Origin of the sequence: Streptomonospora halophila (assembly GCF_039542725.1) — a bacterium.
Classification (GTDB): domain Bacteria; phylum Actinomycetota; class Actinomycetes; order Streptosporangiales; family Streptosporangiaceae; genus Streptomonospora; species Streptomonospora halophila.
Map to the genome: position 1 here is coordinate 1 of NZ_BAABIK010000038.1, position 25091 is coordinate 25091.

At 73.6% G+C, this 25091-nt stretch carries 21 protein-coding genes; 13 read left to right on the forward strand and 8 right to left on the reverse strand.

Annotation, left to right across the window (positions count from 1 at the left end; all coding sequences use genetic code 11):
• Nucleotides 1-106 precede the first annotated feature (106 nt).
• Nucleotides 107-1531: an allantoinase AllB gene (allB, locus tag ABEA15_RS22990; protein WP_345558979.1), complete on the forward strand. Its 1425-nt coding sequence runs from the start codon at nt 107-109 to the stop codon at nt 1529-1531.
• A 32-nt stretch (nt 1532-1563) separates the two neighbouring features.
• Here allB and pucL read toward each other — a convergent pair whose 3' ends face one another.
• From pucL to uraD, 3 genes are all read right to left on the reverse strand, one after another.
• Complete coding sequence (gene pucL / locus ABEA15_RS22995) at nt 1564-2484, reverse strand: factor-independent urate hydroxylase (RefSeq protein ID WP_345558981.1); 921 nt, start codon at nt 2482-2484, stop codon at nt 1564-1566.
• 407 nt (nt 2485-2891) lie between these two features.
• A complete protein-coding gene (gene uraH / locus ABEA15_RS23000; protein WP_344140509.1) occupies nt 2892-3254 on the reverse strand; it encodes a hydroxyisourate hydrolase in 363 nt (120 codons plus the stop codon).
• The gene (gene uraD / locus ABEA15_RS23005; RefSeq protein ID WP_345558984.1) at nt 3251-3784 is read right to left on the reverse strand and encodes a 2-oxo-4-hydroxy-4-carboxy-5-ureidoimidazoline decarboxylase; all 534 of its coding nucleotides are present in this window, start codon (nt 3782-3784) and stop codon (nt 3251-3253) included. Before uraD ends, uraH begins: the two co-directional genes overlap by 4 nt.
• 465 nt (nt 3785-4249) lie before the next feature.
• Here uraD and ABEA15_RS23010 point away from each other — a divergent pair, with 465 nt between their 5' ends.
• The 5 genes from ABEA15_RS23010 to leuA all read left to right on the forward strand — a co-directional run bounded on the left by ABEA15_RS23010 (nt 4250) and on the right by leuA (nt 11238).
• A complete protein-coding gene (locus tag ABEA15_RS23010; RefSeq protein ID WP_345558986.1) occupies nt 4250-5050 on the forward strand; it encodes a hydroxypyruvate isomerase family protein in 801 nt (266 codons plus the stop codon).
• A 131-nt stretch (nt 5051-5181) separates the two neighbouring features.
• Nucleotides 5182-6069, forward strand: coding sequence for a 2-hydroxy-3-oxopropionate reductase (locus ABEA15_RS23015; RefSeq protein WP_344140503.1), 888 nt, complete (start codon nt 5182-5184; stop codon nt 6067-6069).
• A 133-nt stretch (nt 6070-6202) separates the two neighbouring features.
• Nucleotides 6203-7924, forward strand: coding sequence for a glyoxylate carboligase (gene gcl, locus ABEA15_RS23020; protein WP_345558988.1), 1722 nt, complete (start codon nt 6203-6205; stop codon nt 7922-7924).
• 64 nt (nt 7925-7988) lie between these two features.
• A complete protein-coding gene (gene alc, locus ABEA15_RS23025) occupies nt 7989-9128 on the forward strand; it encodes an allantoicase (RefSeq protein WP_345558990.1) in 1140 nt (379 codons plus the stop codon).
• A gap of 388 nt (nt 9129-9516) precedes the next feature.
• The gene (leuA, locus tag ABEA15_RS23030; protein WP_344140497.1) at nt 9517-11238 is read left to right on the forward strand and encodes a 2-isopropylmalate synthase; all 1722 of its coding nucleotides are present in this window, start codon (nt 9517-9519) and stop codon (nt 11236-11238) included.
• Between the two features lie 81 nt (nt 11239-11319).
• On the opposite strand, the gene ABEA15_RS23035 is transcribed toward leuA, so the two are convergent.
• The gene (locus ABEA15_RS23035) at nt 11320-12102 is read right to left on the reverse strand and encodes a CAP domain-containing protein (protein ID WP_345558992.1); all 783 of its coding nucleotides are present in this window, start codon (nt 12100-12102) and stop codon (nt 11320-11322) included.
• A gap of 368 nt (nt 12103-12470) precedes the next feature.
• Here ABEA15_RS23035 and recO point away from each other — a divergent pair, with 368 nt between their 5' ends.
• The 4 genes from recO to ABEA15_RS23055 all read left to right on the forward strand — a co-directional run bounded on the left by recO (nt 12471) and on the right by ABEA15_RS23055 (nt 15833).
• Nucleotides 12471-13202, forward strand: a complete 732-nt coding sequence (recO, locus tag ABEA15_RS23040; RefSeq protein ID WP_344140493.1) for a DNA repair protein RecO — start codon at nt 12471-12473, stop codon at nt 13200-13202.
• Entirely contained in the window at nt 13199-14056 is an 858-nt protein-coding gene (locus ABEA15_RS23045) for an isoprenyl transferase (protein ID WP_344140491.1), read from the forward strand. The genes recO and ABEA15_RS23045 overlap by 4 nt, the downstream gene beginning before the upstream one ends.
• Nucleotides 14053-14910, forward strand: coding sequence for an SGNH/GDSL hydrolase family protein (locus tag ABEA15_RS23050; RefSeq protein WP_345558995.1), 858 nt, complete (start codon nt 14053-14055; stop codon nt 14908-14910). Before ABEA15_RS23045 ends, ABEA15_RS23050 begins: the two co-directional genes overlap by 4 nt.
• A gap of 107 nt (nt 14911-15017) precedes the next feature.
• Entirely contained in the window at nt 15018-15833 is an 816-nt protein-coding gene (locus tag ABEA15_RS23055; protein ID WP_345558997.1) for an SGNH/GDSL hydrolase family protein, read from the forward strand.
• Between the two features lie 64 nt (nt 15834-15897).
• Here the strand turns inward: ABEA15_RS23055 and ABEA15_RS23060 are convergent, their stop codons facing one another.
• From ABEA15_RS23060 to ABEA15_RS23075, 4 genes are all read right to left on the reverse strand, one after another.
• Complete coding sequence (locus ABEA15_RS23060) at nt 15898-16278, reverse strand: Fur family transcriptional regulator (protein WP_344140485.1); 381 nt, start codon at nt 16276-16278, stop codon at nt 15898-15900.
• The gene (locus ABEA15_RS23065) at nt 16275-17174 is read right to left on the reverse strand and encodes a metal ABC transporter permease (protein WP_344140483.1); all 900 of its coding nucleotides are present in this window, start codon (nt 17172-17174) and stop codon (nt 16275-16277) included. Before ABEA15_RS23065 ends, ABEA15_RS23060 begins: the two co-directional genes overlap by 4 nt.
• Nucleotides 17167-18000: a metal ABC transporter ATP-binding protein gene (locus ABEA15_RS23070; protein ID WP_344140481.1), complete on the reverse strand. Its 834-nt coding sequence runs from the start codon at nt 17998-18000 to the stop codon at nt 17167-17169. Before ABEA15_RS23070 ends, ABEA15_RS23065 begins: the two co-directional genes overlap by 8 nt.
• 112 nt (nt 18001-18112) lie before the next feature.
• Nucleotides 18113-18511 carry a DUF6703 family protein gene (locus ABEA15_RS23075; protein ID WP_386699208.1) on the reverse strand — a complete coding sequence of 133 codons (399 nt, stop codon included), beginning with the start codon at nt 18509-18511 and terminating at the stop codon, nt 18113-18115.
• Nucleotides 18512-19114: 603 nt separating this feature from the next.
• On the opposite strand from ABEA15_RS23075, the gene ABEA15_RS23080 reads away from it, so the two are divergent.
• The 3 genes from ABEA15_RS23080 to ABEA15_RS23090 all read left to right on the forward strand — a co-directional run bounded on the left by ABEA15_RS23080 (nt 19115) and on the right by ABEA15_RS23090 (nt 24817).
• Nucleotides 19115-22825, forward strand: a complete 3711-nt coding sequence (locus ABEA15_RS23080; protein ID WP_345559000.1) for a CDP-glycerol glycerophosphotransferase family protein — start codon at nt 19115-19117, stop codon at nt 22823-22825.
• Nucleotides 22826-22894: 69 nt separating this feature from the next.
• A complete protein-coding gene (locus tag ABEA15_RS23085; protein WP_344140477.1) occupies nt 22895-23227 on the forward strand; it encodes an antibiotic biosynthesis monooxygenase family protein in 333 nt (110 codons plus the stop codon).
• Between the two features lie 198 nt (nt 23228-23425).
• Nucleotides 23426-24817 (forward strand): glycine--tRNA ligase, encoded by a 1392-nt coding sequence (locus ABEA15_RS23090; RefSeq protein ID WP_345559002.1) that lies wholly within the window; start codon nt 23426-23428, stop codon nt 24815-24817.
• Nucleotides 24818-25091: the final 274 nt, after the last annotated feature.

Sequence of the window (25091 nt, forward strand, 5' to 3'; positions counted from 1 at the left end):
GCCCTTCGCCATGCCCGCAGCCGGTTCGGGAAACTCCCATCAACGATCTAGCGGCCGGTACGAGGCGGCCGGCGGCGAACCCTCCGGTCCGGGGAAGGGAGCAGACGTGGACACCGACGGCGCGGGCCGGACCCGGGCGGCGGCCGGGGGCGCCGCCGACGACTGCGATCTGGTCGTACGGGCGCGCCGCGCGGTCACCCCCGACGGGGAGCGCGCGGCGGCGATCGGGGTGCGCGGCGGGCGCATCGCCTGGGTCGGCGGATTCGACCGCGCCGCACGGGCGGCGCGCACCGTCGAGACCGCCGCGGACGAGGTGCTGCTGCCGGGGCTGGTCGACACCCACGTGCACGTGAACGAGCCGGGCCGCACCGAGTGGGAGGGCTTCGCCACCGCCTCCCGCGCCGCGGCCGCCGGCGGGATCACCACACTGGTCGACATGCCGCTGAACAGCGTCCCGCCCACCACGACCCTCGGCGGCCTGGCGGCGAAGCGCGCGGCCGCCGATGGCGCGGTCGCGGTCGACGTGGCGTTCTGGGGCGGCGCCGTGCCCGAGAACACCGGGCCGAAGACGGCGGGCGAGCTGCGGCGGCTGCACGAGGCCGGCGTCTGCGGGTTCAAGGCGTTCCTGTCGCCGTCGGGGGTGCCGGAGTTCGGCCACCTGAGCGCCGAGCGGCTGCGTGCCGCGGCGGCGGCCGTCGGGGGGTTCGGCGGGCTGCTGATCGTGCACGCCGAGGACCCTGGTGTGCTCGCGGCGGCGCCCGCGCCGCGCGGGCGCGCCTACGCGGACTTCCTGGCCTCCCGTCCGGCCGCGGCCGAGGCGGCGGCGGTGGGCACGGCGGTCGATGCGGCGCGGGACACGGGTACGCGCGTGCACCTTCTGCACCTCTCGTCGGCGGCGGGCCTGGCGCGGGTCGCGCGGGCGCGGGCCGCGGGCGTGCCGGTGACGGCCGAGACCTGCCCGCACTACCTGGCTCTGGCGGCGGAGGAGGTCCCGGCGGGTGCCACCGAGTACAAGTGCTGCCCGCCGATCCGCGGCGCCGCCGACCGCGAGGCCCTGTGGCGGGGTCTGGCCGGCGGAGCCGTGGACTGCGTGGTCAGCGACCACTCGCCCAGCACACCCGATTTGAAGGACACCGCCGCCGGCGACTTCGCTGCGGCGTGGGGCGGGATCTCGGGTCTGCAGGTGGGCTTCGCCGCGGTGTGGACGGCCGCCGCCGCGCGGGGGCAAACGCTCGCCGACGTGGCGGCGTGGATGGCGCGGCGCCCCGCCGAGATCGCGGGGCTGGCCGGCAAGGGCGCGCTCGCGCCGGGCTTCGACGCCGACTTCGCGGTCGTCGCCCCCGACTCCGGGTTCCGCGTCGACGCGGCTTCGCTGAGCCACCGCCACCCGCTGACGCCCTACCACGGCCGCGATCTCCTCGGTGAGGTCCGCGCCACCTGGCTGCGCGGGCGGCGCGTGTTTCCGGCGGCCCCGGACGCGGCGCCGCGCGGGCGGCTGCTGATCCGGGGAGCGGTACCGCCGGCCCGGTAACCGCGGTGCCGCCGCGCCGCGCGGCCGGCCCCTCAGACGAAACCGGGCACCGAGTCCCAGGCCCGGCCCGCGTCCGGGGCGTCGTCGCGTTCGACGGCGGCCTCGATGCGGCCGTAGGGGCGGTCGGCGGCGTGGAGGACCACGTTGGGGTTGTCCATGCCGAAGGGGGCGAGGTCCACCGCGAAGTGGTGGTTGTTGGGCATCGAGAAGCGGATCTCGGCGATGTCCGCGCGCTCGCGCAGCACCACCTCGCCCATGGCGTACAGGCTCTGCTGCAGCGCGAGGCTGCGGGTGGTCGCGAACGCCTCCAGCACCAGCGCCTTGACCTGCTCATAGGCCGCGTCCCAGTCCGCGGCCTGCGGAGCCCGTCCCGGAGCGCTGCTTTCGGCGACGTAGCGCCACCGGGCGGTGACGTCGGTCGCCAGGATGCGGTCGTCGGTCTCGGCCAGGGTGGTGAACCGGGTCCGGGGGAAGCCGCGGAACTCCGAGTCGGCGGACTTGAGCACCGTCAGCCCTTCGAAGCCGGACACGACCCACTCCCCGCCGCGGTCGGCGGTGACCACGGCGGTGCGGGTCTCGGCCCCGCTGCGCACGAAGGCGTGGCCGTGCGGACCCTCCGCGGTGGGGATGCGCCGCCAGGCGAACTCCTGCAGCTCCACCGCCGCGCCGTGGACGGGGGCGTGCTCGCCGGTGAAGTGCCGGGCCAGCAGCAGGCCGAAGTCCTCGGCGGCGGCGACTCCGTGCTCGCGCGCCAGCGCGTAGACCGTGTTCTTCTGGGTGTCGGTGGTCAGGCAGTTGGCGTTGTCGCCGCGCGTGTGCACCGCCTCCATGTCGCCGCGCAGCCGGGTGCTGACGTTGAGGTCCTTGATGCGGTGGTCGTCGGCGGAGCGGTCGACGTGCACCAGGCGCACCTCCGCCTTGCCGTACTCGTTGCGCCCGAGCCGGATTCCCATGGCTGGCTCCGTACGTTGTCGGGTGGCCCGGGAGGGCCGGGTGTGGCTGATGGTCGCTTGCCTTGCGCGGCTTCCGAGGAGTGGCCGCCCGGCTCTCCGGGGCGCTCCGGTCGCTGATCGGGTTCCGCGCTCAGGTCGCTGCTCACGGGGATGACGGCGGGGTGTTCCGCGGGCCGACGGCACGACGCCGAGCCCCCGGAGGAGCGGAGGGAGCGGTCGGCAACCCCGGCACCACCGTTCGGTCGAAGAAGACAGCCGACGACCAGTCCGCGATCCCGGATGCCCTGGCCAGGCCCTGGACCCGGCCGACACGGTGGTCTCAGGCATCGGCATCTCCTCGGTCCGGGGGTGGGGGCCGGTGTACCCGATCGCCGGGCGCCGCCGTCCGCGGCCCGGCGCGCCGCGGGTCAGCTGCCGCGGTAGGTCGTGTAGGAATGCGGGCTGAGCAGCAGCGGAACGTGGTAATGGGTGTCCTCGTCGGCGAGCTCGAACACCACCGGCACCTCCGGGTAGAGGCCCTGCTGCCCGGTGCGCGCGAAGTAGTGGGCGGTGTCGAACACGAGCCGGTAGGGCCCCGCCGCCAGCCGCTCCGGGCCCAGGGCGCCGGCGCGCCCGTCGTCGTCGGTGGCGGTGGAGGCGATCGCCGTCCAGCCGCCGGTCCGGCCGTCGGCGCCCGCCCCGTGGGAGGCGGGGCGCTCCAGGCGGACCGGCACGCCCGCGGCCGGGCGGCCGCGGGCGGTGTCCAGCACGTGCGTGGTGACGTGGCTCATCTGCTGTCGAGCACCCTTTCGACGCGCTGCAGGGCTATCCGGCGGAGCTCACCCGCGACGACGCGCTCCTCGGTCGCGGCGTCGTTGCCCATCCGGGCGGTGAGGTCGTCCAGCAGCTCGCGGGCCGAGCGGTGGGCCGCGCAGACCAGGTAGATCCGGTCGAAGCGGCGCTCGTAGTCGGCCTGGGCCGCCGCGAACCGCTCGCGCACACCCGCCTCTCCCGCGCTGAACCCCCACTGCTCGCCGCGGGACCACTCGGCCTCGGTTCGTGCGCCGCGGGCGTGCTCGCCGATGCGGGGGTGCCGCTCCAGGGCGGCGGCGACCTCCTCGTCGGTGAGCGTGCGCGCGATCCTGTCCGCTGCGTCCAGCAGCTCGGAGCGGGAGCTGAAGGGGCGGCGCCGGCGCAGCTCCTCCGCCCAGCGCTCGACGCCCAGGCACCGGCCGAACTCCGCCCGGAACTCCTCGGGCGAGAGCGCGTTGACGCGCGCGAGGCCGGCGTCGGCACTCCGCAATGTGGGGTCGTCCGGCATGGCGTCCTCCTTGGCCGGTCGTGCCCGGCGGTGCCCGGATCCGCGGATGCCGGAGCGGGACCCCCGGTGGCCCTGAACCTGCCCGGTGTGCGGGCGGCGTACCCGCGCAGCGGCGGAAATCCGCAAGCCGGTCGTCCGGGGTGCGTACAACGGGGCCGAGCGGCCGCCGAAGCGGAGCCGCACGGGTGGTTGACAACCCCATGGGCGTGGCGCAAACTCACTATAATTCCTTGAAGTGAAAATCATATTCCACATATCGGAAACCGCTGCAGCGGGCCGACGATACGAGGCACAGCCACCCCGTAGGCGCCACCCCTTTCGCCGCCCCACCCGGGCGGGCTCCGCCGCCGAGCGCTCCGGAGCGCGGCCGGCGGCCTTCCTCCCACGACCCGCCGCGGGCCCTGCGCAGGCAGGCGCTCCGGACCAGCCGACCCCCTCCACCCGTCCTCCCGAAGGAGGCGAGCCATGAGCCATTCGCTGCCCTACACCGTCAACTGCTCGCTGCTGTTCACCGAGCTTCCGCTCGACCAGCGCCCCGCCGCCGCGCGCCGGGCCGGGTTCGACGCCGTCGAGTTCTGGTGGCCCTTCGAGAGCGCCGCGCCCGGCGACGCCGAGGTCGACGCGTTCGTCGCCGCCATCGAGAACGCCGGAGTCAGCCTCACCGGGCTGAACCTGTTCGCCGGGCGGCTGCCCGGCCCCGACCGCGGCGTCCTCTCCCACCCCGACCGGGTGCCGGAGCTCCGCGACAACCTCGACGTCGTCGCGGCGATCGCCGAACGCACCGGCACCGCGGGCTTCAACGCGCTGTACGGACTGCGCAGGGACGGCGTCGAGCCCGCCGAGCAGGACGAGACCGCCCTGCAGAACACGCTGGCCGCCGCCAAGGCGCTGGAGGCCGTCGGGGGCACGGTCCTCATCGAGCCCATCAGCGGCTCCGCCGACTACCCCCTGATCACCGCCGCCGACGGACGCGCCTTCGTCGCCGCCGCCAAGGAGGCCGGAGCCGCGAACGTCGCGCTGCTCGCCGACTTCTACCACCTGGCGGTCAACGGGGACGACGTGGCGGCCGTGGTGCGCGACCACGCCGCCGAGTTCGGCCACATCCAGATCGCCGACGCGCCCGGGCGGGGCGAGCCCGGCAGCGGCGACCTGCCCCTGATGGACCTGCTCGCCCGGGCGCAGGACGGCGGCTACAGCGGCCATGTGGGCCTGGAGTACAAGCCGACCGGGGCCAGCGCCGACAGCTTCGGCTGGCTGCGCGGCTGAGGCCGCACCGACCGGGGCGCTTTGCGCCGCCTGCATCCGACCGCCGCCGGCGGCAGGGCCCCGTGCCCGAGCCGCCGCCGCGCCCCCTGCTCCCGCACCACCCCGACCGCCCTTGAAGGAGGGAACCCGCCATGTCCCAGACCCGCACGATCGCGTTCGTCGGGCTCGGCATCATGGGCCTGCCCATGGCCGCCAACCTGGTCTCCGCCGGCTTCGCCGTGCGCGGCTACGACCGCAGCCCCCAGCAGACCGACCGCTTCGCCGAGCAGGGCGGCAGGGCCGCATCCTCGCCCGCCGAGGCCGTGTCCGGCGCCGACGTCGTCATCACCATGGTCCCCGACTCGCCCGACGTCGAGGAGGCGATGTTCTCCACCGGCGGGGTGTTCGACAGCGCGGCGACCGGCGCCCTGGTGATCGACATGAGCACCATCCGCCCCGACACCGCGCGCACCGTCGCCGAAGAGGGCGCCAAGCGCGGCCTGCGCGTCCTCGACGCGCCGGTCAGCGGCGGCGAGGCCGGTGCGATCGAGGGCGTGCTGTCCATCATGGTCGGCGGGGACGCCGCCGACTTCGACGCCGCCGCCGACGTATTCGCCCCGCTGGGCACCGCCGTGCTGGTGGGGCCCTCGGGCGCGGGCCAGACGGTCAAGGCCGCCAACCAGCTCATCGTCGCCGGCAACATCCAACTGGTGGCCGAGGCCCTGGTGTTCCTGGAGGCCCACGGCGTCGAGACCGAAGCCGGCCTGCGCGTGCTCAACGGGGGCCTGGCCGGCAGCACCGTGCTCACCCGCAAGGGCGAGGCGATGCGCCACCGCCGATTCGAGCCCGGGTTCCGCATCGCGCTGCACGACAAGGACATGGGCATCGTCACCGCCGCCGCCCGCGAAGCGGGCGTGCCCATTCCGATGGGGGCGCTGGTGGCGCAGTTCATCGGCGCGCTCAAGGCGCAGGGCCACGGCGGCCTCGACCACTCGGCGCTGCTCAAGCTGGTCGACCAGCTCGCCGCCGAGCAGAAGTAGATCCGGTGGCCGCCGGCGGAGGGCGGCGTCTGCTCCGCGGTGCGACCGCGGAGGGGCGCCCCGGGTGTTGGCCGCACCCGGCGTTCCGCCGGCGGCCCCTGAAACCCCACTAGCACCGAAGGGTTCAGCGAACATGGTACAGATGCCCGCGATGAACGCCGTTGTCGAGGTCCTCAAGTCCGAGGGCGTCGACACCGCGTTCGGCTGCCCGGGAGCAGCGGTCCTCCCCCTCTACAAGGCCCTTGAGGAGGTGGGCGGGATCGAGCACCTGACCGTCCGCCACGAAGAGGGCGCCACCCACATGGCCGACGGCTGGGCGCGCACCAACGGCGGCGTCGGAGTGGCCATCGGCACCTCCGGCCCCGCCGGAACCAACATGATCACCGGCCTCTACACCGCGATGGCCGACTCCATCCCGATCGTCTGCATCACCGGGCAGAACGTCTCGACCAAGCTGCACCAGGAGGCCTTCCAGGCGGTCGACATCGTCGACATCGCCGCTCCGGTGACCAAGTGGGCCGTCCAGCTCAAGGAGGCCGGCCAGGCGCCGTGGATCTTCCGCGAGGCCTTCCGGATCGCCCGCGAAGGGCGGCCCGGGCCGGTGCTGGTCGACCTGCCCCTGGACATCGCGCAGCAGGTCGTCGAGTACGACCCCGCCATCGACGCGCCCCTGGCGATCCACCCCGTCCTGCCGCACCCGCCGCGCGTCGAGCGGGCGCTGGACATGCTCCTGGAGGCCGAGCGGCCGCTGATCCTGGCGGGGGGCGGCGTGGTCATCTCCGAGGCCGCCGACGCGCTGCGCGAGGTCGCCGAGTACCTGAACATCCCGGTGCAGACCACGCTGATGGGCAAGGGCGCGTTCGACGAGGACAGTCCGCTCTTCGCCGGCATGACCGGCATCCAGACCTCCCAGCGCTACGGCAACGCCTCCTTCCTGGAGTCGGACCTGGTGCTGGCCGTGGGAGCCCGCTTCGGCGACCGCCACACCGGCAAGCTGGACGTCTACCGCGGCGACCGGCGGTTCATCCACGTCGACATCGAGCCCACCCAGCTGGGCAGGGTGTTCGAGCCCGACCTGGGCGTGGTCTCCGACGCCGCCCTGTTCCTCAAGGCGCTGGCCGAACGCGCCTCCCGGCGCGGGCCCGCGCGCGAGCCGGGCCCGTGGGTGGCGCGCGTCAACAGCCTCAAGTCCGAGCTGGGCCGCCGCGAGGACTTCGACTCGGCCCCGATCAAGGCGCCGCGGGTCTACAAGGAGATCAACGAGGCCTTCGGCCCCGAGACCTACTTCGTCACCGCGATCGGGCTGTACCAGATCTGGGGAGGCCAGCACCAGAAGGCCCACCTGCCCCGCCACTACCAGGTCTGCGGCCAGGCGGGCCCGCTGGGCTGGGAGATCCCCGCGGCCATCGGCGTCAAGAAGGCGCTCAAGCGCACCGACCCGGACGCCGAGGTGGTGGGCGTGGTCGGCGACTACAGCTTCCAGTACACGGTGGAGGAGCTGGCGGTCGCCGCCCAGTACGACGTGCCCTTCGTGCTCATCATGCTCAACAACGAGTACCTGGGGCTGATCCGCCAGGCCGAGATCCCCTACGGCATGAACTACCAGGTCGACATCCACTACGACGACTACGGCACCGACAACGTCAAGATCATGGAGGCCTACGGCTGCACCGGGCGCAGAGTCACCGAGCCCGGCGACCTCCGCGGCGCCCTCGACTGGGCGCGCAAGGAGGCCCAGCGCACCTCGCGCCCGGTGCTCGTGGAGGTCATGATCGAACGAGAGGCCAACACGCCGCACGGGCCGGCCATCGACGCCGTCAAGGAGTTCGAGCCGCTGCCCGGAGCCACCGCCTGAGCCGGCGGTGCGGTGCCGGGTGGGGCGGCCGGCACCGCACCGTCTCACGAGGAGGTGACCGCCAGTGGGCGCCCCGGACTTCCGGCGCCTGCCCGACCTCGCCCTGCGCAGCCGGGGCGGGGCCGTCGTGCACGCCAGTGACGAGTCGTTCGCCGAGCGCGAGAACCTGATCAAGCCGGAGCCGCCGGGGTTCGACCCCGCAGCCTTCGGCCATAAGGGCAAGGTCTACGACGGCTGGGAGACCCGGCGCCGCCGCGGCCCCGGCCACGACCACGCGGTCGTGCGCCTGGCCGCACCCGGGATCGTGCACGGCGTGGTCGTCGACACCGCCCACTTCACCGGCAACCATCCGCCCGAGGTTTCGGTGGAGGCCGCAGGCCTGGAGGGCCACCCCGACACCGGCGCGCTGCTCGCGGCCGAGTGGACGACCCTGGTGGCCCGCACCGCGGTCGCCGCCGGCACCGCCAACGCCCTCGCCGTCGACGACCCGCATCGCTACACCCACGTGCGGCTGAGCATCTACCCGGACGGCGGCGTGGCGCGGCTGCGGGTGCACGGCGAGGTGGTCGCCGACCCGCGGCTGCTGGTCGCCGGTGCGCAGGACCTGGCGGCACTGGTCACCGGTGGGCGCGTGCTGGCCTGCAGCAACGACTACTACGGCGCCCCCGAGAACGCCATCGCGCCGGGCTCGGCCCGCACCATGGGCGAGGGCTGGGAGAACGCGCGGCGCCGCGGTCCAGGAAACGACTTCCTGGAGATCGCCCTGGCGGCCGCCGGAGAGCCGCGGCTGCTGGAGGTGGACACCTCCTACTTCCTGCACAACGCCCCGGCCGAGGCCGCCGTCAGCGGCGCCGAGGAGGCCGAGGGGCCGGGGGAGTGGTTCCCGCTGCTGGAGCGGACCCCGCTGCGGCCCGACACGCCGCACCGCTTCGTCGTTGCGGCGCCGCGCCCGGCCGCGCGGCTTCGGCTGGACGTCTACCCCGACGGCGGCGTCGCCAGGTTCCGCGCGCTGGGCCCGCTCACCGCAGCGGGGCGGGCGGCGCTGTGGGTGCGCTGGCTCAACACGCTGCCCGCGGCCCAGGCGCGCGAGGCGCTGGCAGAGCTGGGCCTGACGCGGCGGCAGGCCGCCGAGCTGCTGGAGCGGCGGCCGGTGGAGACCGCCGCCGAGCTGCCCGAACCGCTGGCCGCAGTGATCCGCGGCTGAGGCGGGCGCCCGGCGCGCGAACGCGCACCGGGTCGCCGGATCCGCCGGTTCTCCGCCGCAGGTGCGGCGGCCCCGGGTCGATGCCGTTCCCGGCAACATCGGTGTGTTCGGCCCGGGTCCGGCCCTTCTCCGCCGCGCCGGGCCCGGCGCCGGTGCGCCCCGCCCCCTGTGCCTCACGGCCGCGGCCGGTTCTGCTACGGTGGCAGACACTATGCTGCGCGAGCTGCTCCTCCTTAGCGGCCGCGGCGGGGGTCGGTAGCAAGGTCGGCTCCCTCGCCGCGGGGCTTCGGCGTGTTCTGAGTCGGCCGCTAGACCGTGAGCTTCCGCCCGCCCCCTCCTGTTCCGGAGGGAGACGCCGGGCGTCGCAGATTCCCAAGGAGCCTTTCCCATGGTGCCGCAGCAGCAACCCAGTGGTATGCCCGTCCACCGCTACCGCCCCTTTCCGGCCGTCGACCTGCCCGACCGCACGTGGCCCTCGAAGACCATCACCTCCGCGCCGCGCTGGCTGTCCACCGACCTGCGCGACGGCAACCAGGCGCTGATCGAGCCGATGGACCCCCAGCGCAAGCACGAGATCTTCGCGCTGCTGGTCCGCATGGGCTACAAGGAGATCGAGGTCGGCTTCCCGGCCGCCAGCCAGACCGACTTCGACTTCGTACGCAGCCTGGTCGAGAACGACCTGATCCCCGACGACGTGCAGATCTCGGTGCTGACCCAGGCCCGCCCGGACCTGATCGAGCGCACCGTGCAGAGCCTGGTCGGCGCCAAGCGCTCCACCGTGCACCTGTACAACGCGACCGCTCCGGAGTTCCGCCGGGTCGTCTTCGGCGTCGACCGCGAGGCCTGCAAGGCGATCGCCGTCGACGGCACCCGGGCGGTCGTGGACTGCATCGAGCGCTACCTGGGCGAGTCCGAGTACGTCGGCTACGAGTACTCGCCGGAGATCTTCATCGACACCGAGCTGGACTTCGCCCTGGAGGTCTGCGAGGCCGTCATGGACGTGTGGCGGCCCGGACCCGGCCGCGAGATCATCCTGAACCTGCCGGCCACCGTCGAGCGCGCCACGCCCAACGTCTACGCCGACCAGATCGAGTGGATGAGCCGCAACCTGTCGCGCCGCGAGTACGTGTGCCTGTCGGTGCACCCGCACAACGACCGCGGCACCGGCATCGCCTCGGCCGAGCTGGGGGTGATGGCCGGCGCCGACCGCGTCGAAGGCTGCCTGTACGGCCACGGCGAGCGGACCGGCAACGTCGACCTGGTCACCCTGGGCATGAACCTGTTCAGCCAGGGCGTCGACCCGATGATCGACTTCTCCGACATCGACACCGTGCGGCGCATCGTCGAGCACTGCACGCAGATGCCCGTCGCGCCGCGCCACCCCTACGGCGGCGACCTGGTCTACACTGCCTTCTCCGGCTCGCACCAGGACGCCATCAAGAAGGGCCTGACCGCGCTGGAGGAGGACGCCGCCGCCGCGGGAACCCCCGTGGCCGAGTACCCCTGGGGCGTGCCCTACCTGCCCATCGACCCCAAGGACGTCGGCCGCAACTACGAGGCCGTCATCCGCGTCAACAGCCAGTCCGGCAAGGGCGGGGTCTCCTATATCCTGCACCGCGACCACGCCCTGGACGTGCCGCGCCGCATGCAGATCGAGTTCTCGCACAAGGTCCAGGAGTTCACCGACGCCGAGGGCGGGGAGTTCGACGGCGAGCGGATCTGGGAGATCTTCACCCAGACCTACCTGAACGACGACGGCCCCGTGGGTGTGCTGGCGCACCGCTCGGAGACGGCCGAGGACGGCGGCTACCGCATCAGCGCCGACGTCCGGGCGCACGGGGAGATCCGCGAGATCGCCGGCGCCGGCCAGGGGCCGATCTCGGCGTTCTGCGACGCACTGACCGACGTCGACGTCAAGGTGCGGGTGCTGGACTATGTCGAGCACTCCCTGGACGTGGGCAGCGACGCCCGCGCGGCCGCCTACGTCGAGACCGAGATCGACGGGCGCACCGTGTGGGGAGTGGGGATCCACCACAACATCACCACGGCCTCGCTGAAGGCCGTCTGCAGCGCCATCGGGCGCGCGCAGGCCGAGGCGGCGGCCGAGTAGCCGCGGCCCGGCCGGGTGCCGGCAAGCGGCGGCGCCGACACGTCCGTGCCGGCGCCGCCGCTTCGCCGTGTGCGGCCGGCCTCAGCCTCGGCCGAAGTTCTGCGCCCACTTGGTGTCGGTCTCGCCGACCCCCACCTCGGTGTTGTCGCAGTTGAGGATGTTGGCTCGGTGGCCGGGGCTGTCCATCCAGCCCTCCATCACCGACTCGGCGGAGGTGTAGCCCGCCGCGACGTTCTCGCCGGACCAGGAGCCGTAGCCGGCGTCCTCGGCGCGCTCGGCGGGCCCTTCGCCGTCGGGGTTCTCGTGGGCCATGTAGTCGCGCTCGGCCATGTCCCGGCTGTGGGCCTCCGAGGCGGCGGTCAACCGGGGGTCCACCTGCAGCGGTCCGCATCCGGCCTCGGCACGCCTGTCGTTGGCGATGGACACCACCTGCTGGGCCAGCGTCGACGGCTGTGAGCCGCCGTCGGGGGAGCCCGATCCGGATCCGGAACCGCCTCCGGAGCCGCCGTCCTGCGACCCGTCGCCGGACTCGGAGCCGTCCTGCTCGTCGTCGGGCCGCTGGGAGGGGGCCAGCGTGGCACCGCCCTCGATCACCGCGTCGGGCTCCGGCTCGCCCGTTCCGGCATCGCCGGGGTCCCCGGGTGCGGCTTCCTGGCCGCCCTGGCCGTTCTGCCCGTCCTGCGGTGCGCCGCCGCTCTGCCGGTCGTCGAAGAAGTCGTCGGGGGCCGGAGGCAGCGCTTCGTCGGCGCCCGGCGCGGGCGCCGCACCGGCCTGGGTCCCCTGGGTGAGGGGGTTCTCCGACGGCGGCCCGGCCGCCAGGACCATCGCCGCCGCAAGGCCGAGTCCCGCGGGGACCGCGACCAAGGCGGCGACGAGCGGCCGCCGGAACCCGCGCCTGCCCCGCGCCCCCTCGGGCCTTCGCGGAGAGGACCGCTCCCGGTCCCTGCGTCCGCTCCTCCTCCGCTGTCCGCGCCGTCCTCGTGTCATCGCGTCGCGCCCCATTCGCTAGGAATTGGTCGTTACTTGCGCGTGATCGTAGAGCAAATTGAGACATATGGGGAACGCCGGACGTGGTTTGCGTGGTTTGTCGCATCCGGATGCGGGGAGGGGGCGCGGATTCAGCGGCGCGCGCGTGCGCCGCGCGGGAGGGCCCGCCCCGCCCGGAGCGGTCCGCGGCCGGCGCGTCCCGCCGGACGTGCGCGGCGGGGGCCGGGATCCGCGACAATGGGGGAGTGAGCCTTTACCGTGACGAGGGAGTCGTCCTCCGCACCCAGAAGCTGGGCGAGGCCGACCGCATCGTCACACTGCTGACCCGGCGCACCGGGCTGGTCCGCGCGGTGGGCAAGGGGGTGCGCCGCACCAAGTCGCGGTTCGGCGCCCGCCTGGAGCCCTTCAGCCACGTCGACGTGCAGCTCTACACCGGCCGCACACTCGACGTCATCACCCAGGCCGAGACCGTGCGCGCCTACGGTGAGGCCGTCGTGGGCGACTACTCGCGCTATACCGCGGCCACCGCCATGCTGGAGACCGCCGAGAAGATCGTGGTGGTCGAGAAGGACCCGGCGCTGCGCCAGTTCCTGCTGCTGATCGGCGCGCTGCGTACCCTCGGCGAGGGCACCCACGACTCCCGCATGGTGCTGGACGCCTATCTGCTGCGCTCGCTGGCGGTGGCCGGGTACGCGCCCGCCCTGCAGGAGTGCGCCCAGTGCGGCACGCGCGGGCAGCACCGCGCCTTCGCCGTGCACGCCGGAGGCTCGGTGTGCTCGGTGTGCCGCCCCCACGGCGCCACCCACCCCGCTGCACCGACCCTCCAGCTGATGCTGGCGCTGCTCGGCGGCGACTGGCCCGCGGCCGACGCCAGCGAGGAGCGCCACCGCAACGAGTGCAGCGGGCTGGTGGCCGCCTACCTCCAGTGGCACCTGGAGAACGGAATCCGATCGCTGCGTCTTGTGGAGCGCTCTTGAGCCTGTTCAACACCTCGTCCACCGCCCGCTCCTACCGGCCGCCCAACCCGCATCCCAGCGGAGCGCGGCCGCCGCGGCTGCCCAAGGAGCTGATCCCGCGCCACGTGGCGATCGTCATGGACGGCAACGGGCGCTGGGCCAAGGACCGCGGCCTGGCCCGCACCGAGGGCCACCGGGCGGGGGAGAGCTCGCTGTTCGACGTGGTCGAGGGCGCTCTGGAGCTGGGTGTGGACTGCGTGTCGGCCTACGCCTTCTCCACCGAGAACTGGAAGCGCTCGCCGGACGAGGTGCGCTTCCTCATGGGCTTCAACCGCGAGGTGATCCGCCGCCGCCGCGACGAGCTGCACGCCATGGGTGTGCGGGTCCGCTGGGCCGGGCGGCGCGGGCGGCTGTGGAAGAGCGTCATCTCCGAACTGGAGGACGCCGAGGAGACGACCAGGGACAACACCGCGCTGACCCTGCAGTTCTGCGTCAACTACGGCGGGCGCGCCGAGATCGCCGACGCCGCGGCGGCCATCGCCCGAAAGGCCGCGGCCGGGCGCCTCAACCCCGACCGGATCAACGAGGCCACGGTGGCCGAGCACCTCGACGAGCCGGAGCTGCCCGACGTCGACCTGTTCCTGCGCTCCTCCGGCGAGCAGCGCACCTCCAACTTCCTGCTGTGGCAGTCGGCCTACGCCGAGATGGTCTTCCTGGACACCCTGTGGCCCGACTTCGACCGGCGGCACCTCTGGCACGCCTGCGAGATCTACGCCAGCCGCGACCGGCGCTACGGCGGCGCCGTGCCCAACCCGGTCGAACCCGGCCCCGCGGACGGCACGGTGAGCGGGCGCGACCCCGGGGAGGCGCGGTGAGCCCCCTGGACCTGGACCGCCGCACGCTGGACCTCGTGGCTCTGGGCGACAGCTTCACCGAAGGTGTGGGCGATCCCTACCCGCCCGAGGACGCCGGCGCCGCGGTCCGCTACCGCGGCTGGGCCGACCGCTTCGCCGAGCACCTGGCCGCGCGCGTGCCGGAGCTGCGTTACGCCAACCTGGCCGTGCGCGGCAAGCTGATGCGCCAGATCGTCGAGGACCAGCTGCCCCGCGCCGTCGAGCTGGCCCCCGATCTGGTCACCCTCTCCGCCGGCGGCAACGACCTGCTGCGGCCCGGCGGCGACCCCGACCGGCTCGCCCGCGTGCTGGAGCGCGCGGTGCGCCGGCTGCGTGCTACCGGAGCCGACGTCGTGCTGTTCACCGGCGTCAACTTCAGCGCCGGTTTCATGCGCCTGCGCATCGGCACGTTCGCCCGCTACTACCTGAACATCCGCGCCATCGCCGACCGCCACGGCTGCTACCTGGTGGACCAGTGGTCGATGGACGCGCTGACCGACCCTCGCGCCTGGGACGCCGACCGGCTGCACATGTCGCCCGAGGGCCACCGCCGGCTTGCGGCGAAGGTCGCGGAGGCCGTCGGCGCGCCCGTCGGGGGCGGCCACGAGGCGTGGCCGCCCGCGCCTCCGCCGGACCGCCGCGCCGCGCGCCGCGCCGACGCGCGGTGGGCCCGCGAGCACCTCGTGCCGTGGCTGGGGCGGCGGCTGACCGGGCGCTCCTCCGGCGACGGCGTCACCGCCAAGCGCCCCGAGCTGGAGCCTCTCCCCGCAACGGGGCGCGCCGGGGCGCCACAGGGCGAAGGCGGCGGCCGCGAGAGGGCCGACCGCGCGGGATAGGCGCCTGGCAGCGGGTTTCGGGGGTGGCGTGAGAGTCGTTACAGATCCCGCACACCCTCGAACCTACTGTCGCGTAACCCGAGGTCGGCGATGCATCATCGAACACTATGAGCGGGTTTTCGAACGGGCGCGACATCGTCTCCTACGTCGCGCTGGGCGACAGTTTCACCGAGGGCATGGACGACCCGTACCCGGGGCCTGAGGGAACCGGCGAGGTGCGCTACCGCGGCTGGGCCGACCGGCTCGCCGAGCACCTCGCCGCCACCTGCGGCGAGGTCCGCTACGCCAACCTCGCCGTTCGCGGCAGGCTCATCCGCCCCATCGTCGAGCACCAGGTCCCGCGCGCCGTCGAGCTGCGCCCGGACCTGGTGACCCTGTGCGCCGGGGGCAACGACATCATCCGCCCCGGCGCCGACCCCGACCTGACCGCGCGGATCTTCGAGGCCGCTGTGCGCCGGTTGGCCGCCACCGGAGCCCGCGTCGTCGTCTTCACCGGCATGGACACCGCGTTCCAGCCGGTCATGCGCCACCTGCGCGGCAAGATCGCCACGTACAACATGCACCTGCGCGCGATCGCCGACCACTACGGCTGCGACGTGGTGGATCTGTGGAGCATGCGGGTCCTGCAGGACCACCGCGCCTGGAGCGAGGACCGGCTTCACCTCTCGCCCGAGGGCCACCGCCGCATCGCGCTGCGGGTCTGCGAGATTCTCGACGCCTCGCCGCCGGAGGACTGGCGCGCTCCGTGGCCCGCCGAGGACCCGCGCCCGTGGCGCGCGGCCCGCCAGGAGGACCTGCTGTGGGCGCGGGAGTACCTCGTGCCCTGGATCGGCCGGCGGCTGGCCGGGCGCTCCTCCGGCGACGGGCGCGCGGCCAAGCGGCCCGCGCTGGAACCGCTGCAGCCGGCGCGGCGGGGAGGCTGACGCAGGCGCCGCACCCGCGCGGCGGGGGTCGGCGGGAGCCGCGCCGCGCGCGGCCGCCGGCGTTTCAGTCGGCGGCGGCGCACGCCGCGCAGGTGCCGAACACCTCGACGGTGTGCGTGATGTCGGTGAAGCCGTGCTGGGCGCCTACCGTGTCGGCCCAGCGCTCCACCTGCGGCCCCTCGACCTCCACGGCCTTGCCGCACGTGCGGCAGACCAGATGGTGGTGGTGGGTGTCGGTGATGCAGGCGCGGTAGACGGCCTCGCCGTCGCCGGTGCGCAGGACGTCGATCTCGCCGGAGTCGCTCAGGGCCTGCAGCGCCCGGTAGACGGTGGTCAGTCCGATCTTCGAGCCCTCCGAGCGCAGGTCCGCGTAGAGGTCCTGGGCGCTGCGGAACCCGGTGCTCTCGTTGAGGGCCTGGCGTACGGTCTCGCGTCGTGTGCTCATGGTGCTACGCCCCCCTGCTCGGTCTGGGGAATCGTACCGGGAGCGGGAGCGCCCTCGCCGCCGCGGGTGCGGCGGGCGGAGCCCCGCACGCCGCGCACCAGGTAGCCGACCGCCACCGCCGCCGCGAAGACGGCCAGGGTCAGCAGGACGATCGCCGCACCCGGCGCCACATCGGCGTAGTAGGCCGTGGAGAGCCCGCCCAGCGCCGAGACGACGCCGATGGCCACGGCCAGCGCCAGGGTGATCCGGAAACTGCGGCTGAGCTGCTGGGCGGCGGCCACCGGCACGACCATCAGCGCGCTGACCAGCAGCACGCCCACCACCCGCATGGACAGCACGACGGTCAGGGCGGCGGTGACGGCGACGATCAGGCTCAGCAGGCGCACCGGCAGCCCGTGGGCGCGGGCGACCTCCTCGTCCTGGCAGAGCACGAACAGCTCGCGGCCGAAGTAGCCCACGGTGCCCAGCACCAGCGCCGCCAGCACCGCGACCATCGCGATGTCGCCGCCGCTGACCGTGCTGACGGAGCCGAACAGGTAGGAGGTCAGCGTGGCGGTGGTGGTCCCCGGCGCCAGCCCGATCAGCAGCACGCCGCCGGCGATGCCGCCGTAGAACAGCAGCGCCAGGGCGATGTCGCCGCTGGTGCGCGCCCGTACCCGCACCAGCTCGATCAGCACGGCGCCCAGCGCGGCGACGATCGCCGCGGTGAGCACCGGCGAGGTGCTGGTGAGGAAGCCCAGCGCCACACCGGTCAGCGCCACGTGCCCGATGCCGTCGCCCAGCAGCGCCAGCCGGCGCTGCACGAGGAACGTGCCGATGACCGGCGCGACCATGCCCACCAGTACGGCGGCCATGAGCGCGCGCCGCATGAAGTCGAGCTGGAGCATCTCAGCCACGGCGCGGAACCCCGATGTCGGGCAGCGCCGCCGAGGCGTGCTCGGGGTCGGCGTGCGGGTGGACGTGGTCGTGACCGGGCCGGGCGCACTCGCCCTCGGGCCGGGGCGGCGCGCCGTCGTGGGCCACGTGTCCGCCGGAGAGGACCACGCTGCGCCCGATCAGCGGCTCCAGCGGGCCCGGCTCGTGCAGTACCAGGACGACGGTGGCGCCCTGCGCGCCCAGGCGCGTGACCGTGCGGGCGAGCGCGCGCTGGCTGGCGGCGTCGACGCCGGCCATCGGCTCGTCCATGAAGAAGGTGTCGGGCCGCGCGGCCAGGGCGCGGGCGATCAGCACCCGCTGCTGCTGGCCGCCGGAGAGCTCGTGCACGGAGTCGCGGGCGCGGTCGGCGAGGTCGACCGCCTCCAGCGCCTCGTCGACCGCCGCTCGCTCGTCGGGGGTCGCGCGGTGCAGCCGGCGCCGCCGGGCCACCTGCCCGGACGTCACGACCTCGCGCACCGTGGCGGGAACGCCGCCGCCCGCCGAGAGGCGCTGGGGGACGTAGCCGATCCTGCCCCAGTCGCGGAAGCCGCGCAGCGGCGCGCCGTGCAGTTCGACCCGGCCGGCGGAGAGCGGGACCAGCCCGAGCATCGCGCGCATCAGCGTGGACTTTCCCGAGCCGTTGGGGCCCAGGATCGCCAGGGTCTGGCCGGCGGGGACCTCCAGGCTCACCCCGTCGAGGACGGTCGCGCGGTCGTAGGCGACGGCGGCGTCGACCACGCGGACCGCCGGGGCAGGGCCGTCGGACGCGCGGCCGTGCGCGGGCGCACCGGTGGTAAGTGTGGACACTCGACAAGTATGGAGAAAACGAAAACGATTGTCAAAATTGCGGGAGCTGTCACGAGGAGCGCCGCGGCGCCTCCCGTGCCCGTCCGCGCGGTGCTCGCGGGAGCGGGCGTCCTCAGAACAGGCCGCTCTGCAGCAGGCCCAGGCCCAGCAGCACCGCGACGGCGGCCACCCGCATGACGCGCTCGCCGCTGCGCAGGCGCGGCCACGTCAGAAAGGCCAGCCAGCCGAAGAACGCCGCGAGCAGGATGAGCAGTACGGCGCCGGCCACCCCCGCCAGGACCAGGCCCGCGATGAGGACGACGCCCATCACCGCCGGCAGCAGCAGGCGCGGCGCGTTGTGCAGCCATACCAGCGGAACGGCGCTGCGCCGTTCGACCTCCCGGCGGAACCGGGAGGCGCCGGGTGTGTAGAACGTGTCGCCGGCCGGCAGCGGTCGCGGCGCACCGGCCGCGCCCCGGTCGGAGGGGCGGCCCGATCCCGGCTTCCTGCGCTTGGCTGCCACGGTCTCCACGACCTCCTCCGCCCTGCGGACCGCGCCCCGACGGGGCCGCTGCTGTCCGCAAAAGCATAGGTCGTACGGCGACCCGCCGGCAGGCCCGGGCTGGCCCCCGATGCCGCTCCCGGCGCCCCCGCGACCGCCCGCGGTGCGGATGCGCCGCGCAGCGGCACGGCGTGCGGCGGCGGCACGCGGGCCGCGTTATCCTGGTCGTCGACGCGGAGACGCCTGCCGCCCAGCGGCAAGACACCCGGATCCGCGTCGCACACGTCCGTGCCGGGTGAACGCGCCCGGGTCTTCTCAGCGAAATCCAAGCTGCCGACGATATACACGGTCGATCGTAGCCAGGGCGGCGCAGACCTCGGTTCCTGCGGATTCGGTGCGGGTCCTGCCGGCTCTCGCGGTCCGGGCACCAGGCGACGAAGCGGGGGAGTCCGATGCGCGACCGCAGGGGGCCGCCGCGGGGCCGGGAGGCGGCCGTAAGCCGCTGAACGGCGGTCGTGGCGGAGATTTACCGATCACTTACGCACGGTGACCTAGGTTGGCTCCCCATCGCCGCGGTGCCCCGCCGTCCGATCCACGTGCTCCGCAGCAGAAACGTCGGGAGATAGTTTTTCCGTGCCGAAGTTCAGCGTGATCGTGACCTTCGACGTCACCGAGCCGCATCTGCAGGACAGCCTCGACTCCCTGGCGCGCCAGGACCAGAGCCGCGACGACATCGAGGTCGTCCTCGTGCCGGTGGCGCCCTGGACCGGCCCGGCCGGCGGCGGCGCGGAGCCCGGCCGCGGGGACGCCGGCGGGCGCTCCTCCGCCGCGGGCGAGGACGTCGACACCGACGACGACCCCGACGCCGAGGACGGCGCTGACACCGGCGACGAGCAGCTGCAGGAGACCGCGGAGGAAGAGGGCGACGAGGCGGTCGACACCGCGCGCGCCGAGGGGCTGGCCACCGCGCGCGAGTTCGCCGCCGCACCGCCCGAGGGCCTGTCCGTGCCGCCCGTACGGGAGCCCGCCGAGTCCCATCGCGCGGCCCGGTCCGCCGGCGCGGCCGCGTCCGCGGGCGAGTACCTGATGTTCCTGCCCGGCGGGGACAAGCTGAGCAGCTACGCGATCTCCTACCTGGGCACAGCTCTCGAGGAGTCCGGCTCCGACCTCGCCACCGGCGACATCTACCGGTTCAACGAGCTGGGCAGCCGGCCCTCCTCGGCGCACCGGAGCGTGTTCGCCAAGACGCGCACCCGCGTGGACGTGCACGCGCTGAACCCGCTGCTCTCCGACCGCCGCCACGGCAACAAGCTGTGGCGGCGCGGCTTTTGGGACCGCCTGCCCGCGGACGACCTCGCCCCCGCACCCGGTTCGGGGCACGACCCCGACCACGACACCGACCTCGACGTGGTGCGGGCCCTCTTCGCCGCCGGCGCCGTCGACGTGCTCGCCGCTCCGGTCTACCTGCTGCGCGACCGCTCCGTCGGCGACGACCTGAGCACGGAGGCCGCCGTCTCCCGGCGCCTGACCGCGCTCACCGCGCTGTCGGGCGCGCTCACCGGCCCCGACCGCGACCTGTGGGACGCCCGTGCGCTGCGCGGCGACCTGCGCTCCGTCCTGCTGCGCCTGGACTCTGCCGACGACGGCATGCGCCGGCGGTTCCTCGACCTCGCCAACACCTACCTCGGAGCCGTCTCGCGCGAGGTCCTGGACGGCCTCGCGCCCCTGCACCGGCTCAACTGGTTCCTGGTGCGCAAGCGCCAGGAGGACCGCCTGCTGGAGGCGATCACCTTCCAGAAGAGCGTGGAGCTGAAGAAGGCGCCCGTCGTCCGCCGCGGCCTGCACTACTACATGCGCTACCCCTTCTTCGAGGACGCCGAGGCCGGCGTTCCGCGCGAGGTCTACCGCGCCGACTCCGAGCTCAAGGTCCGGCAGAAGACCGAGTCCCTCGAGTGGCGCGGCGGGCGGCTGGTGGTCTCCGGCCGCGTCGGCGTCGTCCACCTGCGCGCGGCCCGCCGCTGGCAGCAGCAGCTCTTCGCGTTCGCGGTCAACACCGAGACCGGACGGCGCATCCCCGTCGCCGTCAAGGTGCGCCGTGCCGCCGAGTACCGCCTGCCCGACGTGCCCTCGGCCGCCCGGCACGACTACGGCGGCTTCGAGATCAGCCTCGACCCGGCACGGCTGCGCAGCTCGGGACGGTGGCAGGCGGCCGACTGGCAGCTGGAGCTGGTCGTGGTCAACCGCGGTCTGGTGCGCCGGCGCATCGTGGGCAACCCCGTCAGCGGCCCGCCCGAGCGCCCGCCCTACCACCGGGTCGCCGAGGACGTGTGGATCCGCCCGACCTGGAGCAGCGGGCGCAAGCTGACCGTCTCGGTCGCGCCGGTGCAGGCCCGCCTGACCGAGCACCGCCTCAGCGACGCGGGTGCGCGGCCCGAGCTGGTGCTCGAAGGCGACTTCGTCGGCCCGCCCGCGGCCGAGGCGGACCGGCTGCGGCTGACCCGCAAGCCGGGCACCACGCGGCTGGACTACCCCCTGGAGGTCGACGGCGCCCGCTACTGCGCGCGGGTTCCGGTGGACGACCTGGTCGACAACGCGGTGGACGAGGGCGCCCGGAGGCTGCGCCAGGAGCTGTGGCAGGCCGAGCTGGTCTCGCCGGACGGCCGCGCCGCCTCGGTGGCGGTGCCCGACGAGGTCCAGTCCGCCTCCTACGCCGCCGTGGACGGCTACCACGAGGTCGCCGTCCAGCGCACGACCAGCGGCTACCTGCGGCTGCGCGGGGGATGGGCCCACCCCGTGGTCCGCGACGTGTCCTGGTCGGGGCGCAACCTGGTGCTGGAGGGCCACTACTCCGCCCGGTCCCGTGCCGAGCTGGTGTTCCAGGCGCTGGGCCGCGACGAGGAGCACCCCGTTGCGCTGACGCGCGACGGCTCCTTCTTCAGCGCCAGGTTCACCCCGGCCGACATCCCGACGCTCTCGGGCACGCTGCCGCTGTCCGCCGGCAGCTACCAGCTGCGCGCGCGGGTGCGCCGCGACGACGGCCCGGTGACCGACATCGGCGCGGAGGTCGACGCCGACCTGCTGCGCCGCCTGCCGCTGCGCATGGAGACCCCCGAACGCACCTTCGCCTTCGAGGACACCGGCAGCGAGCGGCCCATGCTGCGCGTCAGCAGCGACCTGCGCCCCGAGGAGAAGGGCGACTTCGCGCAGCGGCGGCTGCGCGAGACCGTCTACCCGGCGCTGCGCAGCGAGCCCGTGCAGCCCGGCATCCTCTTCGACAGCTACACCGGCCGGCAGTTCTCCGACAGCCCGCACAGCATATACTCCGAGCTGCGCTCCCGCGGCTCCTGGGCTGATCACCCGATGTCGTGGCTGGTCAAGGACGGCCAGGTGAACCTCCCCGAGGACCTGTCCCCGGTGCGCCACAACGGCCGCGACTTCTACGAGGCGCTGGCCCGCACCTCCCATCTGGTGACCAACTCCCGCCAGCCGGCGTGGTTCACCCGCCGCCCCGGCCAGGTCGTCGTGCAGACCTGGCACGGCTCGATGCTCAAGCGCATCGGCTTCGACATCGAGAACATCCGGGGCAAGTCCCGCGACTACCACGAGAAGCTGGCCTGGGAGACCCGGCAGTGGGACTACCTGGTCTCGCCGAGCCCGTGGGCGACCCCCATCCTGCGCCGCGCGTTCCGCTTCGAGGGCGAGATCCTGGAGACCGGCTACCCGCGCAACGACATCTTCTTCTCTGCCCGGCGCGACGAGATCGCCGAGCGCACGCGGCGGCGCCTGGGCCTGCCCGAGGGCAAGAAGGTGGTGCTCTACGCGCCCACCTGGCGCGACGACAAGTACTACACCCGCGGCAAGCACAAGCTCGACCTGCACCTGGACCTGCGGCGGATGTACGAGAAGCTCGGCGACGACCACGTGCTGCTGGTCCGCCGCCATCCGCGCGTCGTCGACAGCGTGCCGATCGTGGGGCGCGACTTCGTCTACGACGTGTCGCTCTACCCGGAGATCATGGAGCTGTTCCTGATCACCGACGTCCTCGTCACCGACTACTCGTCGATGATGTTCGACTTCGCCAACACCGGCCGCCCGATGCTGTTCTTCACCTACGACATCGAGAGCTACCGCGACAACCTGCGCGGCTTCTACTTCGACTTCGAGGAGACGGCGCCCGGACCGCTGCTGCGCCACTCCGACGACGTCATCGGAGCCCTGCTGGACGCCGACGAGGTGGCCGACCGGTACGCCGGCACCTACAAGGCGTTCACCGACCGCTTCTGCCCCCTGGACGACGGCGGCGCGTCGGCCCGGGTGGTGGACCGGGTCTTCGGCGAGGGCTGATCCGTGCAGGCGCCGGCCGGGCCCCGCTTTCGGGTCCGGGCGGTGCCCGCGGGGTGAGAGTATGGGCCGGTGATCGTGGTCACCCGTTACACCGTGCCCGAGGGCGAGCAGGACGCGTTCCTCGCCGGCGCCGAGGCCGCCGTCGAGGCGATGGCCCGCCGTCCGGGCTTCCGCGGCTCGCGCATCGGCCGCGCCGCGGACGACCCGCTGCTGTGGACGGTGGTCACCGAGTGGGACGGTCCGGGCGCCTACCGGCGGGCCCTGTCGAACTTCGACGTGCGCGTCGCTGCGGTCCCGCTGCTGTCCACGGCCCGCAACGAGCCCAGCGCCTTCGAGGTCGTCTCGCGCCGCGACGGCGCGGGCGCCGAATCCGCGGGCGGACCCGGCGCCACGGCCGGATAGCGACGGTACCGGGCGCGGGCCGCCCACGGGTGCCGGAACCGGGCATCGGGGGATACCCGTCGCAGCGGAGCCGTTCCGGTGCGTATCGCTTTCGGTGCACAGTCGCCCGCGCCCGTCCCTTAAGCTGGGCACTTACCGCAGGTACATCGCGTTGCGCGATCCGCCGACCGCCAGCCGGATGGAGAATCGAGAGAGCTTATGGCCGCCAAGTCAGAGGCGATGGACGCCCTTGTCAACCTCGCGAAGCGCCGGGGCCTGGTCTACCCCTCCAGCGAGATCTACGGGGGTCTGCGCGCCTCGTGGGACTACGGCCCGCTGGGCGTGGAGCTGAAGAGCAACGTCAAGCGCCAGTGGTGGCGCGCCATGGTCCAGGAGCGCGAGGAGATCGTCGGCCTGGACTCCAGCGTCATCCTCTCCCGCGAGGTGTGGGAGGCGTCCGGCCACGTCAACGCCTTCGTCGACCCGCTCACCGAGTGCCAGTCCTGCCACAAGCGCTTCCGCCCCGACCATCTCGTCGAGGCCTACGAGGAGAAGCACGGCCACCCGCCGGAGAACGGCCTGGACGACCTCGCCTGCCCCAACTGCGGCGCGAAGAAGTCGTTCACCGAGCCGCGCATGTTCAACGCGATGCTGCGCACCTACCTCGGCGCCGTGCAGGACGACGAGTCGGGCCTGGCGTTCCTGCGGCCCGAGACCGCCCAGGGCATCTTCATCAACTACCTGAACGTGCAGCAGAGTGCGCGCAAGAAGATCCCCTTCGGCATCGGCCAGATCGGCAAGTCGTTCCGCAACGAGATCACGCCCGGCAACTTCATCTTCCGCACCCGCGAGTTCGAGCAGATGGAGATGGAGTTCTTCGTCCGCCCCGGCGACGACGAGGAATGGCACCAGTACTGGATCGACAACCGCATGCAGTGGTACTCCGACCTCGGCATCTCCAAGGAGAACCTGCGGCTCTACGAGCACCCGCAGGAGAAGCTGTCGCACTACTCCAAGCGCACCGTCGACATCGAATACCGGTTCAACTTCACCGGCTCGGAGTGGGGCGAGCTCGAAGGCATCGCCAACCGCACCGACTTCGACCTCACCACGCACTCGCGGGCCTCGGGCGTCGACCTCTCCTACTTCGACCAGGAGTCCGACGAGCGCTACGTGCCCTACGTCATCGAGCCCGCGGCCGGTGTGGACCGCGCGGTGCTGACGTTCATGCTCGACGCCTACAACGTCGACGAGGCGCCCAACGCCAAGGGCAAGATGGAGAAGCGCGCCGTCATGCGGCTGGACCCGCGCCTGTCGCCGGTCAAGGCGGCCGTGCTGCCGCTGTCGCGCAACACCGACCTCTCGCCCAAGGCCCGCGACCTCGCGGCCGCGCTGCGCAGGCGCTGGAACGTGGAGTTCGACGACGCGGGCGCCATCGGCCGCCGCTACCGCCGCCAGGACGAGATCGGCACCCCGTTCTGCGTCACCGTCGACTTCGACACCCTGGAGGACAACGCGGTCACCGTGCGCGAGCGCGACACGATGTCCCAGGAGCGCGTCTCGCTGGACCAGGTCGAGATGTACCTGGTGGAGCGCCTGCCGGGCTGCTGAGGTCCGCGGGGCCGCCGAGAGGGCCGCAGGACACGAAAGAGGCGACCGGACCCGGGGGGATGTGGTTTCCGGTCGCCTCGTTCGTTCTGCCGGGTGCACACACCCGGCCGAACCGGTTCTCACGCTATCGGCGCGGCCGCCGCGCGTCCCGGGCTGTCGCCCGCTCGCGTTCACCTGTAAGCGAATCGTGACCGGTCGACCGCGGCGCGGGCCGAGCGGCCGAGCCGCCGCGCGGCACCGCGGTCCCGTCCCATCGGCGGCCTCGCCGGGACGC

Bases quoted from the DNA above. Each gene is read 5' to 3' on its own strand.
- pucL (WP_345558981.1), bottom strand. From the start codon at position 2,484: ATGGGAATCCGGCTCGGGCGCAACGAGTACGGCAAGGCGGAGGTGCGC.
- uraH (WP_344140509.1), bottom strand. From the start codon at position 3,254: ATGAGCCACGTCACCACGCACGTGCTGGACACCGCCCGCGGCCGCCCG.
- uraD (WP_345558984.1), bottom strand. From the start codon at position 3,784: ATGCCGGACGACCCCACATTGCGGAGTGCCGACGCCGGCCTCGCGCGC.
- ABEA15_RS23010 (WP_345558986.1), top strand. From the start codon at position 4,250: ATGAGCCATTCGCTGCCCTACACCGTCAACTGCTCGCTGCTGTTCACC.
- ABEA15_RS23015 (WP_344140503.1), top strand. From the start codon at position 5,182: ATGTCCCAGACCCGCACGATCGCGTTCGTCGGGCTCGGCATCATGGGC.
- gcl (WP_345558988.1), top strand. From the start codon at position 6,203: ATGGTACAGATGCCCGCGATGAACGCCGTTGTCGAGGTCCTCAAGTCC.
- leuA (WP_344140497.1), top strand. From the start codon at position 9,517: ATGGTGCCGCAGCAGCAACCCAGTGGTATGCCCGTCCACCGCTACCGC.
- ABEA15_RS23055 (WP_345558997.1), top strand. From the start codon at position 15,018: ATGAGCGGGTTTTCGAACGGGCGCGACATCGTCTCCTACGTCGCGCTG.
- ABEA15_RS23060 (WP_344140485.1), bottom strand. From the start codon at position 16,278: ATGAGCACACGACGCGAGACCGTACGCCAGGCCCTCAACGAGAGCACC.
- ABEA15_RS23090 (WP_345559002.1), top strand. From the start codon at position 23,426: ATGGCCGCCAAGTCAGAGGCGATGGACGCCCTTGTCAACCTCGCGAAG.